This is a genomic window from Streptomyces sp. NBC_00539 (assembly GCF_036346105.1).
GTDB lineage: Bacteria > Actinomycetota > Actinomycetes > Streptomycetales > Streptomycetaceae > Streptomyces.
The window spans coordinates 6,682,207-6,697,380 of sequence record NZ_CP107811.1 but is presented as its reverse complement, the minus strand read 5'-3'; the positions used below and the strand labels follow the sequence as shown (position 1 = coordinate 6,697,380).

The window sequence follows — 15,174 nt, the reverse complement described above, 5'->3', positions numbered from 1 at the left end:
AGGCGGATGGTGATCTTGCCGAGGGTCTGATTGCCTCTCAGGTACCGAATGGCTTCGGGGACCTCGGCCAGCGGGTACGTCCGGTGGACGACGGGTTTCACGGTGCCGGCCTCGACCAGGTCCGCGAGAAGCCGGAGATCGTCGTGCTTCTGTGAGGAGACCAGCCCTACGAGCCGTTGGCCGACGAACGGCGACAGCATCAGTGCCCGCAGTGTGCGGCCCATGCCGCCGGTCCACCTGCCACCGCCCTCCCCGCCGACGATGACGAGGGTTCCACGCGGGGTGAGGGCGCGGCGGAGCCGGTGCAGCGGCCGGTTTCCGGCGATATCGAGGACGAGGTCGTAGCGGCGGGTGCCGTCCGTCGGGTCCTCGCGGGTGTAGTCGATGACCTCGTCCGCGCCGAGGGAGCGAACCAGGTCCGCACCGGCCGCACTGCAGACGCCGGTGACGTGCGCGCCGAAGGCCTTGGCGAGCTGGACGGCGAAGCCGCCCACCCCGCCGGACGCGCCGATGACGAGGACGCGCTGCTCGGCCCGCACGCGTCCGGCGTCCCGCAGGGCCTGCAGGGCGGTACATCCGGACACGGGTATGGCAGCCACCGCCGCGAAGTCCAGGCCGGACGGCTTCGGCGCGAGCCGGTCCTGCTTGGCGCACGCGTACTCGGCGAATGCTCCGTCGCAGGTGCCGTACACCTCGTCGCCGGGCCGGAAGCGGCTCACCCCCGGGCCGACGGCCTCGACGACACCTGCCACGTCCATGCCCCGCACGCGGGGCTTCGACCCGCGCAGGCCGTAGGGCGTGGCGCGGATCAGGTACGGCAGCCCGGCCGTGACGTGCCACACTCCCGGATCGACCGCGGAGGCGTGGACGCGCAGCAGCACCTCGCCGCTGCCCGGCTTCGCCGGCTCGGCGACCTCCTCGAGGCGCAGGACCTCGGGTGGTCCGTAGCTGTTGTGGACGACTGCCTTCATGGAGCCTCTACCTCGGATTCGGGGTACTGGAAGACGTCTTGGAGCGGAACGGCGAACACCCGGGCGATCTGGAAGGCCATCTCCAGCGAGGGCGAGTAGCGGCCCTGCTCGATGGCGATGACGGTCTGGCGGGTCACCCCGATGCGGCGGGCGAGTTCGGCCTGGGTCATCTCGCCGTGGGCGAACCGCAAGGCCCGGATCGCGTTGGTGACCCTGGTCGGCCTCACCACGGGTGGAGGCCGAACCGGTAGGCCACGATCTTCGCCCCCGATGCGAGGAGCGCGGACAGGACGAACGCCAGGTAGATCGCATTGGCGATCCAGAACTGGTCGACGCGGGCCATGGCCAGGACGAGCCCGGCTACGCCGCCGATGACCAGGAACGACTGGCCGACGTACGAGCCGAAGCGGTGGATCTCCCCGTCGCGCTGGTCCTTGAGGTTCGCCCCCTCGCGCGACACCGTGGACACGATGACGTGCAGCACGATGGACGCGGCGATGGAGGCGCCGACCGTCCACAACAGCGCTGCCACGTAAGGCGTGTGTGCGAGGGGCGCATGTCCGCCCTGACCGAGGACGACCGCCAGGTACGCCGCGTACGACGTGATCGTGACCAGGGCCAGGATCCAGGCCCGTTTCTCTTCGAATGCCACAAGGGCTCCCCATGCGAATAGGACCCGACACCATGGAGTGTCAAATAATCCCGACACGATGTCAAGATTTCTATACATCGATGATGCGGCTGCTGCAGCCTGCCTCTGAGATCCCGTCTGTGGCATCGTCGTGCTCGTGAGCGAGTCCCGGTTGACTCGGCGATTTCCAGGGCCAGCACCACCTGGCGCAGGGGGAAGGCATGGTTCACAGCCCATTCGACGTTTCTTCGACCCATGGCCAGCGCATGCACTGGAAGCTCGGTGGGTTCGGATCGGCCACCTGGTCGTGGTCGGTGGACGCTGCGGAACAGACGGTGCGCGCCTCCTACGTAGGACCCGAGGTCCTGGCCTGCTTCATGAACGCCGTCCGGGATCTGCTGCTTGAGTGCAGTGCGACCTTCGTGACGTTCTTCAACGAGCCGAGCGGGACGAGAGTCTTCTTCAACCGAGCGGAAAAGGAGGTCTTCGTTCAGATCGTGGAGTTCGCGGACTTGAACGAGCCGTCGTCCTGGTGGTCGGACGCGAGACTGGTCTGGGCAGGCCGGGTACCGGCAGAGGCGTTCGTAGGAGCCTTCATGGCCATGATCGAGCAGCTTCTCTCCGAGCACGGGACGGATGGGTACCGGAGGCGCTGGGGCCACGAGTTTCCCGCCCCGGAGTGGGCGGCCCTCCAGGCAGTCCACCGCTCCCGCTGACCCGCCGGAGGCGGTGTCCGATCCGGTACGGACACCAGCACCTCAACCGCCATGCGTCCGACTGTGACTGAGCGCGCCAGTTGGCCGGTTCGGCCGATTGGCGCGCTCAGTAACATGTCACGCTTCACGTGGGTCGTCAGATGACCTGCACGTCCTCCGCCTGCATGCCTTTCTGCCCGCTGGTAACGATGAACGTGACCTGCTGGCCCTCCTTCAGGGACTTGAATCCGTTCGACTGGATGGACTTGAAGTGCACGAAGAGGTCATCGCCACTCTCCGGCGTGATGAAGCCGAAGCCCTTCTCGTCGTTGAACCACTTCACGGTTCCGGTCTGTCGATCGCTCATGTCCACCTCAGGGGGTCCTGACGGCTCGTGCCGTCGGGCTGATCTTGGCGCGCAAGCGTGGAGCGCAAACGCAGGTGCCGCTAAAGAGCGAACATCGGCAGACTCCGCACGAGCCGCTTACGCGTACGCGGATGCGAGGACGAAAATCCCCCTGCGCGACTGCGGACCGTCCGGGACACACGACAGCGCGGGCCGCCGCCAAAGTGGCGGCGGCCCGCGCCGGGGTTCGTCTCCCATCCTCGCCCGCACCTATCCCCCTGGCGAGTCACCGGCCAGCGCAGCGTCGAGCATCCGGCGAGCGACTGCCGTGAGCTCCGCCCGGTCGGGCGCGGGCCGGGTGCGGGCCATCGCACCCACGAGACCGTCGAAGAGCACCCCTTCGGTCCAGGCGACCAGCAACTCGGCGGCCTCCTCAGGCCGGGCGGCGCCCAGTGCCGCAAGAGCGGCGGCTGCACGGGCGCGAGCGGCCAGGCCCGCCTGGTGAAGGGCCGCCCCCAGTTCCGGGGTGCGGGCGGCCTCCAGGCTGAGCTCGTAGCGCGCCAGCTGCCGCTCGCGGCCCGTGGTCAACCAGCGGTGCAGCAGCGCCCCGATCGCGGCGGCGGCTTCCTCCCGCGAAACCGACCGCCCGGCGTCGGAGGGAACCGGCTGCCCCGAGTCGAAGTCGTCCAGGTCCAGTTCCGCGATGCGCGCATAGCAGGCGCTGATCAGCGCCGTACGCGTACGGAAGTAGTAGGAGGTACTGCCCGCGGGCAGCTCCGCCGCGGTATCGATCGCGCGGTGCGTGAGCCCGCGCAGGCCGGCCGTGGCCACGGTGGCGATCGCTGTGTCCGCGATGAGGGTGCGGCGGTCGGGGCTGGACATACCCTCACTCTACAGCTGTAGAGTGAGGGCTCTACATCTGTAGAGGGTGCATGAACGCCCGAACCGAACGGAGATGTGTTCCATGCCGAAACGTCATGCGGTGGTGGCCGGGGCCGGTATCGGAGGCCTCACGGCCGCTCTCGCACTCCACCGCCGCGGCTGGCGCGTCACCGTCTGCGAGCGCGCGCCCGAACTCCCCTGCACCGGCGCCGGCATCGGCCTGGCTCCCAACGCATTGCGCGCACTCGACGCCATCGGCACGGACGCCGCCCGCGCCGCCGGGAGCGCCGTACCCACGGTGATGGGTGTGCGCCGCTCCGACGGCCGGTGGCTCACCCGGACCGCGACCGCGGACATGGCGGCGCGCTACGGCACGCCCCCGATCGCCGTCCCGCGCCCGGCCTTCACCGCGGCCCTGGCCGCCGAACTCCCGCCGGAGTCCCTTCGCTACGGCACCACCGTGACCGCCGTCGAGGACGCCGGGGGCCGTCCAACCGTACGTACGGCAGCCGGCCCTGACCTTCCCGCCGATCTGGTGGTTGCCGCCGACGGCATCCACAGCCCGCTGCGCCGCACGCACTTCCCCGCCCACCCCGGCCTCCACTACATCGGCGAGACGGCCTGGCGGACCATCGTGCACGCGCCGGACCTGCGGATACCGGCGATGAGCGAGACCTGGGGGCGGGGCGAGCGCTTCGGCGTGACCCCGCTCTCCGACGGTCGCTTCTACCTGTACGCCACCGCGATCGTCCCGGCCGGCACCCGGTCGTCCGACCCCCGCGCCGAACTGCGGCACCGCTTCGGCTCGTGGCACCACCCGATTCCGGCCCTGCTGGACCGCGTCGAGCGCCTCGACCCGGACCAGGTCCTCCAGAACGACCTCTACGACCTGGCCGCTCCGCTGCCCAGCCTGCACCGCGGCCGCATCGCCTGGGTCGGCGACGCCGCGCACGCCATGGCCCCGAACCTCGGCCAAGGCGGCTGCCAGGCCATCGAGGACGCGGTGATCCTCGCCCAGCTGCTCCCCGCCGGAGACAGCCAGGACAGCGGGGACAGCACCGGCTCCGTCGCGGCCGCCCTCGCCGCCTACACCGCCGCACGCCGCGACCGCACCGACGCCGTGCGCGTCCGCGCCCGCCGGGTCGGCCGCCTGGGTGCCCTCCGCAACCCGCTCGCGGTGGTCGCCCGTGACCTCGCGGTCCGTGCCACCCCCGCCCGCCTGGCCCTGCGCGGCATGGACGACCTCTTCAACGGCTTCCGCCTCCCCGGGTAGCAGGCACGGGGACCCGTTCCGTCCACCGACCGGCCGCGCCCCTCCCCCGCCGTGCCGGCAGCGAGACGCCGGGCGGTGAGACGCCGGGCAGCGGGCGCGTGCAAGAGGTCAGGCCTGGGCACTGCCCGCAGGTGGCGCCGTGGCGCGCCGGATGGGAAAGATGGTCGGGCTCGGGTCCATGGTGAGGAAGTCGAGGATGAGCCGGTTGACTGCTTCCGGCTTCTCCACCGGAACGGCGTGCGAGGCTCCCGGGACGACGGCCAGTTGGGAGTCTGGGACGGCGCGGTAGAGGGCGATCGTGTGCTCGAGCGTCACCAGGTCGTCGTCGCCGACGACGACCAGGGTGGGCGCGCTGATACGAGCGAGGTCCTCGGTGGGGATGTCGGGCTGGGTGCGGATCATCTCGATCACCTTGCCCACCACGACCGGCCAATGGGCGGCTCCGTCCGGCGAGGTGGCCTCGTACAGCTCGCGGAACAGCGCCATGTCGGGAGCGTCGGCCGACATGTGGTCCAGCGAGCTCGGTTCCGCGATGCTCTGCGGGCCGGGGAGGAAGTTGGCTCCTATGGCCACGACCTTCCGGACCAGGTCGGGACGGGCGATGGCGACGAGCAGGGCGACGATTCCGCCGTCGCTCCACCCCACGAGATGGGCGGAGCCGCCGACGGTCTTTTCGAGGAAGGAGACGGTGTCGTCGGCCATGTCCTGATACGAAAGCGGCCCCTCGACGTCGGGCGTGTGCCCGTGTCCACGACGCTCCGGCAGGAACACGCGGTACCGCGCCGCCAGATCGGCCCGCTGGCCGCCCCAGGTCTCGTTCGTGCACAGGCCGCCGTGGAGCAGGAGCAGGGGTTCGCCGTCGCCTTCCACCTCGTACCACGTCTGCACGCCCGGTAGCGGGACGTATGCGCCCATGACCCAGGCCTCCCTCGTGCCGCTGTTCCTCTTCGGTTCCTCTTCGGTCGCCACCTCCGGGTTCAGTCTCCCCCTCCGAGTGAAGGGCCGGCAACGCGAGCGTGGCGGCCTGACCGCGGGCGCCTACCCGTGTACGGCCGGCCGCCCGGGCCGTCCGGTTCCGTGTCGGGGGCGGAGGGGTGTAGTCCGGTTCACCGCAACCGACCGGTGCCCCGGTCCGGAAAGTGGAGGCCGGGACGAGGGGCGGCAGAGCCGGGCTGGAGCGGCTGCTCGGGTCGGCGGTTCCTGGGTAGGGCTCCGGGATGAGCTCTGTGAACCCCGGCAAGGGGTACTCCCGCGACAGCCGTTACATCACCACACGGATCACCGCCGACGGGCGCGACGGGTTCCCGGTGGAGCCCGGCCGCTACCGTCTCGTGGTGAGCCTGGCCTGCCCCTGGGCCCACCGCGCGGTGATCGTACGACGGCTCCTCGGACTGGAGGAGGCCCTGCCCATGGCCGTCGCCGGTCCCACGCACGACGTCCGTAGCTGGACCTTCGACCTCGACCCCGGCGGCCGGGACCCGGTCCTCGGCATCGAGCGCCTCCAGGAGGCCTACTTCGCCCGCGACCCCGGCTACGACAAGGGCATCACCGTGCCCGCGATCGTGGACGTGCCGACCGGCGAGGTGGTGACCAACGACTACGCGCAGATGACCCTCGACATGTCTTTGGAGTGGACCGCCCACCACCGGGCCGGGGCGCCCGCGCTCTACCCGCCCCATCTGCGAGCGGAGATCGACGCGGTGAACGAGGAGGTCTACACCGACGTCAACAACGGCGTCTACCGCACCGGTTTCGCCGGCTCCCAGGAGGCGTACGACGAGGCGTACGGGCGTCTCTTCACCCGCCTCGACCTGCTTTCCGAGCGGCTGGAGCGCTCCCGCTACCTCGTCGGCGACACCATCACCGAAGCGGACATACGGCTGTTCACCACACTTGTCCGCTTCGACGCCGTCTATCACGGCCACTTCAAGTGCAACCGGCAGAAGCTTTCGGAGATGCCGGTGCTCTGGGCGTACATGAGGGACCTGTTCCAGACGCCCGGCTTCGGGGACACGGTCCACTTCGACCACATCAAGCAGCACTTCTACCTCGTCCACAGCCACATCAACCCGTCCGGGCTCGTTCCCCTCGGCCCCGACCCGTCGGGCTGGCTCGCACCGCACGGCCGCGCCGCCCTGGGCGGGCGTCCCTTCGGCGACGGCACCCCGCCCGGGCCGCCCTCCGCCGCGGAGACCGTCCCGTCCCGGCTTGCGCCGGCGCAGGTCGCTTCGCACTCCTGAGAACGGCCCGGCCGCGGGCGTGAGCCCGGCTCGGCCCGGTCTCGGTGACACTGCCGCGGGCCTCTCGGTCACGTGGGGCGACGGACGGCCCGGTCAGCTCGGGGTCGACCCGACCCGCCGGCCGGGCGGTCCGTCGTCACCGCCCTTGACGTGCTGCGCTACCGGACCGCGCTGTTCGCCACGGCCGGGCGGACGAAGCCGGCTTCACGCGGCCGGGGTGAGCCAAGTACGGTGCGTATGCCGATGCAGTCGCAGTCTTCACGTCGAAAAAAGAAGTACATGCACATCCTGGAAGACCCCTCGGGCCTCTCGCCGCGCGCCCGATGCCTACTCCACCGCACCGGATCCCGGCAGGAGCCGACGGAGCCCCGGCTGCCCACGGAACTGCTGCGGGTCCGCGACCGCAAGGGTCGACTGATCCCCGCCCCGATGGACCTGGTGATCCGGCGCGAGGGCTTCGCCCAGAGGTACGGAGGACTGCGCTACACCGTGCGCCGAAGTCTCGCGGACGCGAACGGCGGGCGCTCGGAGTACAGCCTTGAGTGGAGCCACGAGCTGGGCGCACACGTGTGGCCCGATCCCGTTAGGGGCTGGTTCTTCGACTGGGACGGACCGCGTGCCGCCCACCCGGTCCGCTACCTCGTCCACACCGACGGGCGCGTGGGAGCCGAGACTACCGCCGGCGACGGAGTCTTCCAGGAGACGGAGGCATCCATGATCCACCGAATCGAGTCCCACGCCCTCATGGACGAGGTCTCTGCCTGGGATCCGTGGCCGATCGGCGGCCGCGGCCCCGCTGTCGCCCGGCAACTGGACGGCCTCGGCGAGGTCGCCGAAGCGTCAGGCCCCATGCTGAGCTGGCGGATGTCCGATGCCGTCGCCGTCATGGAGTTCGCCGGCGTGAGCAGGGAGTTCCCGCGCGAACGTCAGGCATGGATCTGGTTCCGGGGCGAGGAGGGCCACCGGCAGGTCAGCGCAGCAGCCGTGCTCGCAGCCGGAGCTGATGACTGAGACTGCCCGAGGGCGCACCGCGGTCTGTTGTCATCGCCGGCAGACCGCGACGCCCTCAACGCCTTCGACGATGCGGAAGTCGCGCTCGACGCCGTCGGACAGGACGAGCAGCGCCTGGTGGTAGGCCTCACTCGCGTGAGCTGCGACGGCCTGTTCGAAGCTGTCGACCTCGACCAGTACTGCTCAGCGACGCGCCGGAGCCTCGCCGTCGAGCAGGGGTTGCAGGAGTGGGACGTACAGATCGGCCACTTCGTCGGGGGCAAGGCTCGTCAACCGGTCGGCCTGGACGGTCGCGTACAGGGCCCCGAGGCCGAGCAGCACGCCGATGGCCAGTTCCGCTCGCAGCGCGGCGTCCGGCCCGGGGAGTCGGGCGGCGAGGGCGTCGATGACCTGCGTGCGGAAGTTGGCCCGGGCCTGTCCGCCGAGTTCCAGGTGGTGACGTGAGAAGGCGATGCGCAGGATCGGGTCGCGGGTCTGGCCGCGCTGGGTGGCGAGCAGGTGCAGGACCATGTGCCGGGCGAGGCCGTCCAAGGGGGCGTCGAACAGGGCGGTGGCGTCGGCGTCAAAGGTGAAGACCTCGTTGAACAGCTGCTCCTTGGAGCCGTAGTACTTCATCACGAGCGCCGGGCTGACGCCCGCGTCATCGGCGATGGCGGCGATGGTCGTGTCGGCGTAGGCATGGCGCGCGAACGCACGCCGGGCGGCGGCGAGGATCTCCGCCCGCCGCGCGTCGGCGTCACGCGGTCGTGGCGCCCGGTCCGGTGCCGGGCCGGGCGTCGGCGGCACCGGCACCGGTGCCGGCGGGTTCTTGGACGTCGTTCGCGGGCGGCCGCTGCGGCGGGAGGCGGAGCTCGGGCCGGGCATCGTGTTCAGCCTCCTGGAGGGGGGACGGCGCGGGTCGCGGCTGGCGCGGGATGAGGCGGGCGGCCGCACAGGCCAGCAACGCGACCGCCCCCGCCACGGCGAAGGCCACGCGGTACCCGCCCAGGGTAGGCGCCGCCACGGCCACGCCCGGCGCGCCGGCGAACACGCGGGTGTGCTGCGCCAGCACGGTGGCGACCACCGCGCTGCACAGGGCCTGGCCGATGGTGCGCATGAGGACGTTGAGGCCGTTCGCCGCGGCGGTCTGCTCCAGCGGCACCGCCCGCATGATCAGCATGGGCAGCGCGGAGTAGGCGAGCGCCGTGCCGACCGATACCACGGCCGCACCGGCGATGACCGTCCACAGCTGCCGACTGTCGGCGAAGCGCAGCCCATACCCGGCCGCGATGACCACCGTGCCCAGGGTCAGCGTGGCCTTGGCCCCACGGGCGGCGGACAGTCGGGCGGACAAGGAAGCGCACAGCACCATGATCACACCGCTGGGCAGCAGGCACGCACCCGCCGCCACCACCGAGAGACCCAGACCGTACCCGGTGACCCGAGGGGTCTGGATCAGCTGCGCGGTGACGAGGGAGTTGGCGTAGAACGCGAACCCGGCCAACAACGCGGCCACATGCGGCAGCAGAACCGCCGGACGCATCGCGAGCCGCACGTCCACCAGCGGCCGCGCCACCCGGCGCTGCTGGACGGTCCACCCCGCCAGGATCAGCAGCGCCGCCCCCGACAGACCCAGAACCCGCCGACTGCCCCACCCCCACTCACCCGCCTTGGACAACGCCAGCAGCACAAGCACCAGCCCCGCACTCAGCCCGCACGCCCCGACCAGGTCGAACCGCCCCGGCGACCGAACCGGCTCCTCCCGCAGCACCCACCACGCCGGCACGAGCACCGCCGCCGAGAGCACGGTCATCGCCCAGAACATCGCATGCCAGTCCGCGAACTGCACCAGCAGCGCGGCCAGTGGCAGACCGAGAGCAGCACCGATCCCCACCGTCGAACTCATCAGCGCAACCGACGAACCCGTCCGATGCGGCGGCAGCACGGCCCGCAGGAAGCTGATCGACAGCGGCACCACCGCGGCCCCCACCCCCTGCAGCCCACGGCCGGCCAAAAGCCAAGGGAGGGTGGAGGCGAACGAGCACACCAGCGACCCGACGGCGAGGGCACCGAGCGCGACCAACAACATCCGCCGCTTGCCGTACATGTCCCCGGCCCGGCCCAGCAACGGCGTCGCGACCGCCCCGGTCAGCAACGTGAGCGTGACCACCCACCCGACATCGACCGGCGCCGCGCCGGTCAGGCGGGGCAACTGCGGCAGCAGCGGCACGACGGCGGTCTGCACCAGCGTGGTGACGATGCCCCCTGCTGCCAGAACGGCCATGACGCGGCGAGCGGCGGTCGGGGATGGGGACGCGGACGGGGATGGGGACGGCGAATCAGTGGACACCGCGAAACCCCCTTGAAGGTGAATGACGTTCACCACGGTAGGTGAACGTCGTTCACCTCGCAATGCGGTTCGCCGGCTGCGATGGCTCAGATGCCGGTGGACAGCGCTACGGGGCGCCATCCGTCGAGTTCACGTCGCACGAGGTCCAGCTTCGCCTCGACGCGGTCGACCGCATCCGCGCCCAACTGCAGGCGCAGCGGCGGCTCCGCGGCCTCGGTGACGTCCACGATGGCCTTCGCTGCCTTCGCCGGATCTCCCGGCTGGCGGCCGTCGTTCCGGGCCAAGGCCTCGCGCACCGGTCCCGCGCCGGTGACGTAGTCGGCGATCGAGGCCGGTTCGACCTGCAGGCTCGCGCTGTTGAGGAAGTCGGTACGAAAGCCGCCCGGCTCCACGATCGTGACGCGGACGCCGAGCGGTGCGAGCTCGCCGTGAAGCGCCTCGGAGATGCCCTCGAGGGCGAATTTCGACGCGCCGTAGAGACCCACGCCCGGAGCGGTGGCGAAGCCGCCCACAGAGCCGATGTTCAGGACATGTCCGGATCGCTGGGCGCGAAGCGTCGGCAGGGTGGCGCGCAGCGTGTTCAGCACACCGAACACGTTGACGTCGAAGAGAGCCCGGGCTGCCTGATCGGAGACCTCCTCGACGGCGCCCACGAGGCCGTAACCGGCGTTGTTCACCACGATGTCGATCCGACCGAACTCCGCCAGGCCGGCTCGCACCGCAGCGGTCAGCCGGCTCTCGTCGGTCACGTCCGCGCTCAAGGCCAACAGTCCGGCCGGCTTGTTCGGGTACGCATCGAGAACCGACGACACATCCCTCGCCGTGGCGATGACGCTGTGCCCTCGGTCCAGCGCCTCGCGGGTGATCTCCGCGCCGAGCCCGCGCGATGCACCGGTGACAAACCACACGCTCATGTTCTCCCTTTCCTGATCACCCGGTTGGGCAACAGCTCGACGTTAGAACCTAGAGTCGGGTCTAGATCAACTGCACGAGGGGAGTCGCTCATGGACCTGAGCATCGGTGAAAGACGTGGAGTGGCTGGGGATCTGCACGAAGCTGCGCTCTTCCGGTATGCCGCTGGCGACGATCCGTCAGTACGTCGAACTGGCCCGCCAGGGACCGGGCACCGAACGCGATCGGCTGGAGTTGCTGCGCCGGCACGTCAACCACGTGGAGGCGCAGATCCAGGAGTTGCAGGAAGCGTTGGACGTGATGCGGTACAAAGTGCGGATCTACGAGGACCACCTCGTCCGTGGCGAAGCCGACCGTCTCTGGAACCCGTCCCACCCGAGCGCCGCGCAGGCCGGCCCTCACCAGGAGCGCCATCCGTCAGAGGTCACGTGATCATCCGGTCGGGACGGGGTCCGATGCTCCCTCCCGCCAACGGGAAGGATCCCTGGGCCTGTGATCCACGAGGTGTGCATCCGGGCGAGCCGGCGCCGGAGCAGACGTCACTCGCGCACTCCGGCCAGCTGCACCGCCTTGTGACGCAGGAAGAGGCCGGCCGGAGCGACCGCCGAGATCACGGCTAGGACCGCGCAGGCGCCCAGGGCCGCCGCGAGCGTCGCCCACGGGATCTCGATGGGCGTCCGCACCGAGAGCAGGCCCAGGGCGCTCCACATGCCCATCAAGTTGAGCCCGGCGACCAGCGCTCCCAGCAAACCGCCGACGATGACCACCATCAGCGCCTCGGCGCCCACCAGCCACAGCACCTGCCACCGGGTGGCGCCGGCCAGCCGCAGCACGGCCAGCTCGCGGACCCGGTCGGAGGTCGCCATGACCATCGTGTTGGCCAGCGAGATGCCGGCGTAGAAGAGCGCGATCCCGAGGACCAGGAAGAAGCCCATCCGGGTCGTCCGGTTGGTCTCGGGGTACGTCGCCCGCACCCAGGCGTCCCTGGTGAGCACTTCCCCGCCCGAGGCACGTACCGCCTGACGCAGACCGGCGGCGACGGTGGCCGTACCGGCGCCGTCCGCGAGGCGTACATCGACCCGGTCGACGACCGCCTCGGCGGCGTTGCGCGGGGTGACGTAGACGCCGTTGTTGCCGGTGCCGATGGTCATGACCGCAGCGATCTTCAGGGACTTCCTCGTGCCGTCGCCGAGCCACACGTCCACCCGCTCTCCCACGGTGTGCTTCTCCCACTCCTCGTTGACGATGATCGAGTCGTCGTCCAGATCGCCCGCCTTCCCCGCGGCGAGCGGGAGACGAGCCGTTGCCGCGAGCGGTTCCGGCTCGACGGCTCTGGCCTCGGACCTGATGAGCGACACACCGTCCTCCAGGGTGTACACGGCGCTCGACGAGCTCGCCGAGACCTCGGCACCGGACACGGCCCGAAGCCGCCGCAGCGTCGCCTCGTCGAAGCCGGCTCTGCCCGCCGGAGTGACCACGAAGTCGGCGGCAGTCCGCTCGCGCACCTCAGCGGCCTTCGCCTCGTTGAGGGTCGCGGTGGCGCCCAGCAGTGAGCCCGCCAGCGCGACCGTGACCAACACCGGCGCCGCGACGGCTGCGGTGCGGCGCACCCCGGCAGCGGCGTTCTCCCGTACCAGCATCCCGGTCGCCCCCGGCAGTTGGGCGGGGGCCCAGGCGATCAGCCGGGCCAGTGGCCCTGCCAGCACCGGCGCGAGCAGCGCGACGGCTGTGATCAGCAGCATCGGCCGGCTCACGTAGGTCTTGCGCTGCAGCAGGTCGCCCGGTTGCGTCACCAGGGCCAGTACCAGCGTCACCGCGGCGGTGATCAGCAGGGCCGCGCCGAACAGCCAGCGGCCCCGTGTCATGGGCCGGGTGTCGACCGACGCCTCGCGCAGTGACTCGGCGGGGCCGGTGCGCCCCGCCCGCCAGGATGCGGCCAGCACGCCGCACAAGGCCACGAGCAGGCCCGTCCAGAACGCCATGTGGTACGGCCAGGTGTAGTCGCCGATGGTGAACCAGCGGGGCGCAAGACTCTCGTGGACCGCCCACGCGGCGAGCGCGGGAGCCCCGTAGGAACCGAGCACACAGCCGGCGGCCGAGGCGAGCGCACCGACCGCGAGCGCCTCGGAGACGACCATGCGCCGGATCTGGCCCGGGGTCGCCCCGGCGGTGCGCAGCAGCCCGAACTCGCGGCGCCGCTGGGCCACTGCGAACGCGAAGGTCGAGGACACCACGAACACCGACACGAACCCGGTGACGCCGCCGGCCGTGCCGAACATGGCGTTCATCGCGGTGAGGGCCTCGCTGTCCCGGTCGGGGTCGGCATCGGCATACCGGCGCGCGCCCCCGGTGAGGACCTGGACGCCTTCGCTGCCGCGCACCGCCTCGCGCACGGCCGCCGCATCGGCGTCGACCACGAGCTGGAGGCTGCGCGGCGACAGTTCGGCAGCGCGGGTATCGGTGTAGAACACGGCGTTCTCGAAGCCGAGCCCGGCCGCGGTGCCGACGACGCGCAGCGTGCCGCCGTCGGTCCGCACCCGGGCGCCCGGACGGGCCCAGTCACCGCTGACGACGACCTCGTCCGCGGCCCGGGGCCCGCGTCCCGCGGTGAGCCCGTACGGCGCGAAGGCCGCGGTGGACCAGGGGTGGCCCACCAGATCGGCGGGCCCACCCTCGGCCCGCACGGCGAACGACCGGTCCTCGACGACGGTCCCGAGGGCGCGCAGCTTCGCGACGGCGTCGTCGGGCACGGCTCGCGGCTGCGCGAGCTTGTGGGTGCGGTCGCCGATCGAGGTGGAAACCTCGAGGCTGTCCTGGCCCTTGACGACGACCGGCGCGGCGGCGAACCGCTCCGGCCCTCGGTCGGGAGCGTCCAGCGAGGACGCCAGGGCCAGCCCCATGACGGCGATCAGCGCCACGCCCAGGGAAAGAGCAACGAAACTGGCCACGAAGGTCACCCAGCGGGTGCGTAGGGTGTGCAGGGTGGTGCTCAGCACGACACCGCCTCCAGCGTGGTCATGCGAGCCGCGATGTCCTCGGCGGAGACGCCGATCAACTCGTCGTTGACACGGCCGTCGACGAGGAAGACCACGCGGTCGGCGTAGGAGGCGGCCACGGGGTCGTGGGTGACCATGATGATCGTCTGGCCGTCCCGGTCGACCATGCCGCGCAGCAGGGTCAGCACCTCACCGCTGGTCTGCGAGTCGAGCGCGCCGGTCGGCTCGTCGCCGAACAGCACTTCGGGGCGGGTGATCAGGGCGCGGGCCAGAGCGACCCGTTGCTGCTGACCACCGGACATCTCCGTCGGCCGGTGCCGCGCCCGGTCGCCGAGTCCGACCTGTTCGAGCACCTCACGCACCTGGCGCTTCTTCGGACGGCGGCCGGCCAGCCGCAGCGGCAGGGCCACGTTCTGCTCGGCGGTCAGCGAGGGCAGCAGGTTGAACGCCTGGAACACGAAGCCGATGCGCTCACGGCGCAGCAGGGTCAGCTTGGTCTCGTTCAGCCTGGTCAGCTCGGTGTCACCCAAGGTGACCGAGCCCGACGTGGGCCGGTCCAGGCCTGCGGCGCACTGCAGCAGGGTCGACTTGCCGGACCCCGACGGGCCCATCACGGCGGTGAAGGTCCCCCTCTGGAAGGCCAGCGTTACCTCGTTCAGGGCGGTGACGGACGCACCGCCCGTGCCGTACCGCCGCGTTACCGAGTGCAATCGGATCGCGTCATTGGTTCGGATTGCTTCCTTGGTCATCTGTTCCCCACCAGTGCCTTCTCCCGGGCTCGTTGCTTCCTCCACGAAACCGCGGAAGCCCCGGGTAGCGCAGTACGGCCCGAACGAGACTTGGGGTAGTGCCAGGCCTACCCCCGATAGGGACCCTGGACCGATGGCA

At 71.0% G+C, this 15,174-nt stretch carries 15 protein-coding genes and 2 pseudogenes; 5 read left to right on the top strand and 12 right to left on the bottom strand.

Features of this window, described 5'->3' with window-relative positions; translation table 11 throughout:
• Positions 1–23: 23 nt before the first annotated feature.
• From OG861_RS30435 to OG861_RS30425, 3 genes and pseudogenes are all read right to left on the bottom strand, one after another.
• A pseudogene (locus OG861_RS30435) lies at positions 24–971 on the bottom strand (NAD(P)-dependent alcohol dehydrogenase); the annotation flags it as partial.
• Positions 968–1,201 carry a helix-turn-helix transcriptional regulator gene (locus OG861_RS30430; protein WP_136216746.1) on the bottom strand — a complete coding sequence of 78 codons (234 nt, stop codon included), beginning with the start codon at positions 1,199–1,201 and terminating at the stop codon, positions 968–970. The gene OG861_RS30430 and the pseudogene OG861_RS30435, both read right to left, overlap by 4 nt.
• A complete protein-coding gene (locus OG861_RS30425; protein WP_329192025.1) occupies positions 1,195–1,623 on the bottom strand; it encodes a hypothetical protein in 429 nt (142 codons plus the stop codon). The genes OG861_RS30430 and OG861_RS30425 overlap by 7 nt, the downstream gene beginning before the upstream one ends.
• A 200-nt stretch (positions 1,624–1,823) precedes the next feature.
• Here OG861_RS30425 and OG861_RS30420 point away from each other — a divergent pair, with 200 nt between their 5' ends.
• The gene (locus tag OG861_RS30420) at positions 1,824–2,318 is read left to right on the top strand and encodes a hypothetical protein (RefSeq protein WP_329192027.1); all 495 of its coding nucleotides are present in this window, start codon (positions 1,824–1,826) and stop codon (positions 2,316–2,318) included.
• 136 nt (positions 2,319–2,454) lie between these two features.
• Here OG861_RS30420 and OG861_RS30415 read toward each other — a convergent pair whose 3' ends face one another.
• Together OG861_RS30415 and OG861_RS30410 are read right to left on the bottom strand one after the other, a co-directional pair.
• A complete protein-coding gene (locus OG861_RS30415) occupies positions 2,455–2,664 on the bottom strand; it encodes a cold-shock protein (RefSeq protein ID WP_329192029.1) in 210 nt (69 codons plus the stop codon).
• Between the two features lie 249 nt (positions 2,665–2,913).
• Positions 2,914–3,525 (bottom strand): TetR/AcrR family transcriptional regulator, encoded by a 612-nt coding sequence (locus OG861_RS30410; protein WP_329192031.1) that lies wholly within the window; start codon positions 3,523–3,525, stop codon positions 2,914–2,916.
• Between the two features lie 82 nt (positions 3,526–3,607).
• On the opposite strand from OG861_RS30410, the gene OG861_RS30405 reads away from it, so the two are divergent.
• Positions 3,608–4,798: an FAD-dependent monooxygenase gene (locus tag OG861_RS30405; protein ID WP_329192033.1), complete on the top strand. Its 1,191-nt coding sequence runs from the start codon at positions 3,608–3,610 to the stop codon at positions 4,796–4,798.
• Between the two features lie 108 nt (positions 4,799–4,906).
• On the opposite strand, the gene OG861_RS30400 is transcribed toward OG861_RS30405, so the two are convergent.
• A complete protein-coding gene (locus OG861_RS30400; RefSeq protein ID WP_330261917.1) occupies positions 4,907–5,713 on the bottom strand; it encodes an alpha/beta fold hydrolase in 807 nt (268 codons plus the stop codon).
• 302 nt (positions 5,714–6,015) lie between these two features.
• On the opposite strand from OG861_RS30400, the gene OG861_RS30395 reads away from it, so the two are divergent.
• A complete protein-coding gene (locus OG861_RS30395; RefSeq protein ID WP_329192037.1) occupies positions 6,016–7,038 on the top strand; it encodes a glutathione S-transferase family protein in 1,023 nt (340 codons plus the stop codon).
• A 279-nt stretch (positions 7,039–7,317) separates the two neighbouring features.
• Positions 7,318–8,049 carry a hypothetical protein gene (locus OG861_RS30390; protein WP_329192039.1) on the top strand — a complete coding sequence of 244 codons (732 nt, stop codon included), beginning with the start codon at positions 7,318–7,320 and terminating at the stop codon, positions 8,047–8,049.
• A 30-nt stretch (positions 8,050–8,079) separates the two neighbouring features.
• Here OG861_RS30390 and OG861_RS30385 read toward each other — a convergent pair.
• The 4 genes and pseudogenes from OG861_RS30385 to OG861_RS30370 form a co-directional block, all read right to left on the bottom strand.
• Positions 8,080–8,229 (bottom strand): annotated as a pseudogene (locus OG861_RS30385) (DUF1330 domain-containing protein); the annotation flags it as partial.
• Positions 8,230–8,232: 3 nt separating this feature from the next.
• Positions 8,233–8,835, bottom strand: coding sequence for a TetR/AcrR family transcriptional regulator (locus OG861_RS30380; RefSeq protein WP_329192041.1), 603 nt, complete (start codon positions 8,833–8,835; stop codon positions 8,233–8,235).
• Entirely contained in the window at positions 8,786–10,312 is a 1,527-nt protein-coding gene (locus OG861_RS30375; RefSeq protein WP_329192043.1) for an MFS transporter, read from the bottom strand. The genes OG861_RS30380 and OG861_RS30375 overlap by 50 nt, the downstream gene beginning before the upstream one ends.
• Positions 10,313–10,464: 152 nt before the next feature.
• The gene (locus tag OG861_RS30370; protein WP_329192045.1) at positions 10,465–11,292 is read right to left on the bottom strand and encodes an oxidoreductase; all 828 of its coding nucleotides are present in this window, start codon (positions 11,290–11,292) and stop codon (positions 10,465–10,467) included.
• Between the two features lie 106 nt (positions 11,293–11,398).
• Here OG861_RS30370 and OG861_RS30365 point away from each other — a divergent pair, with 106 nt between their 5' ends.
• Entirely contained in the window at positions 11,399–11,722 is a 324-nt protein-coding gene (locus OG861_RS30365; protein WP_329192047.1) for a MerR family DNA-binding protein, read from the top strand.
• Between the two features lie 107 nt (positions 11,723–11,829).
• Here the strand turns inward: OG861_RS30365 and OG861_RS30360 are convergent, their stop codons facing one another.
• Together OG861_RS30360 and OG861_RS30355 are read right to left on the bottom strand one after the other, a co-directional pair.
• Positions 11,830–14,286 (bottom strand): FtsX-like permease family protein, encoded by a 2,457-nt coding sequence (locus tag OG861_RS30360; protein ID WP_329192049.1) that lies wholly within the window; start codon positions 14,284–14,286, stop codon positions 11,830–11,832.
• Entirely contained in the window at positions 14,280–15,035 is a 756-nt protein-coding gene (locus OG861_RS30355; protein ID WP_329192051.1) for an ABC transporter ATP-binding protein, read from the bottom strand. Before OG861_RS30355 ends, OG861_RS30360 begins: the two co-directional genes overlap by 7 nt.
• Between the last annotated feature and the right edge of the window lie 139 nt (positions 15,036–15,174).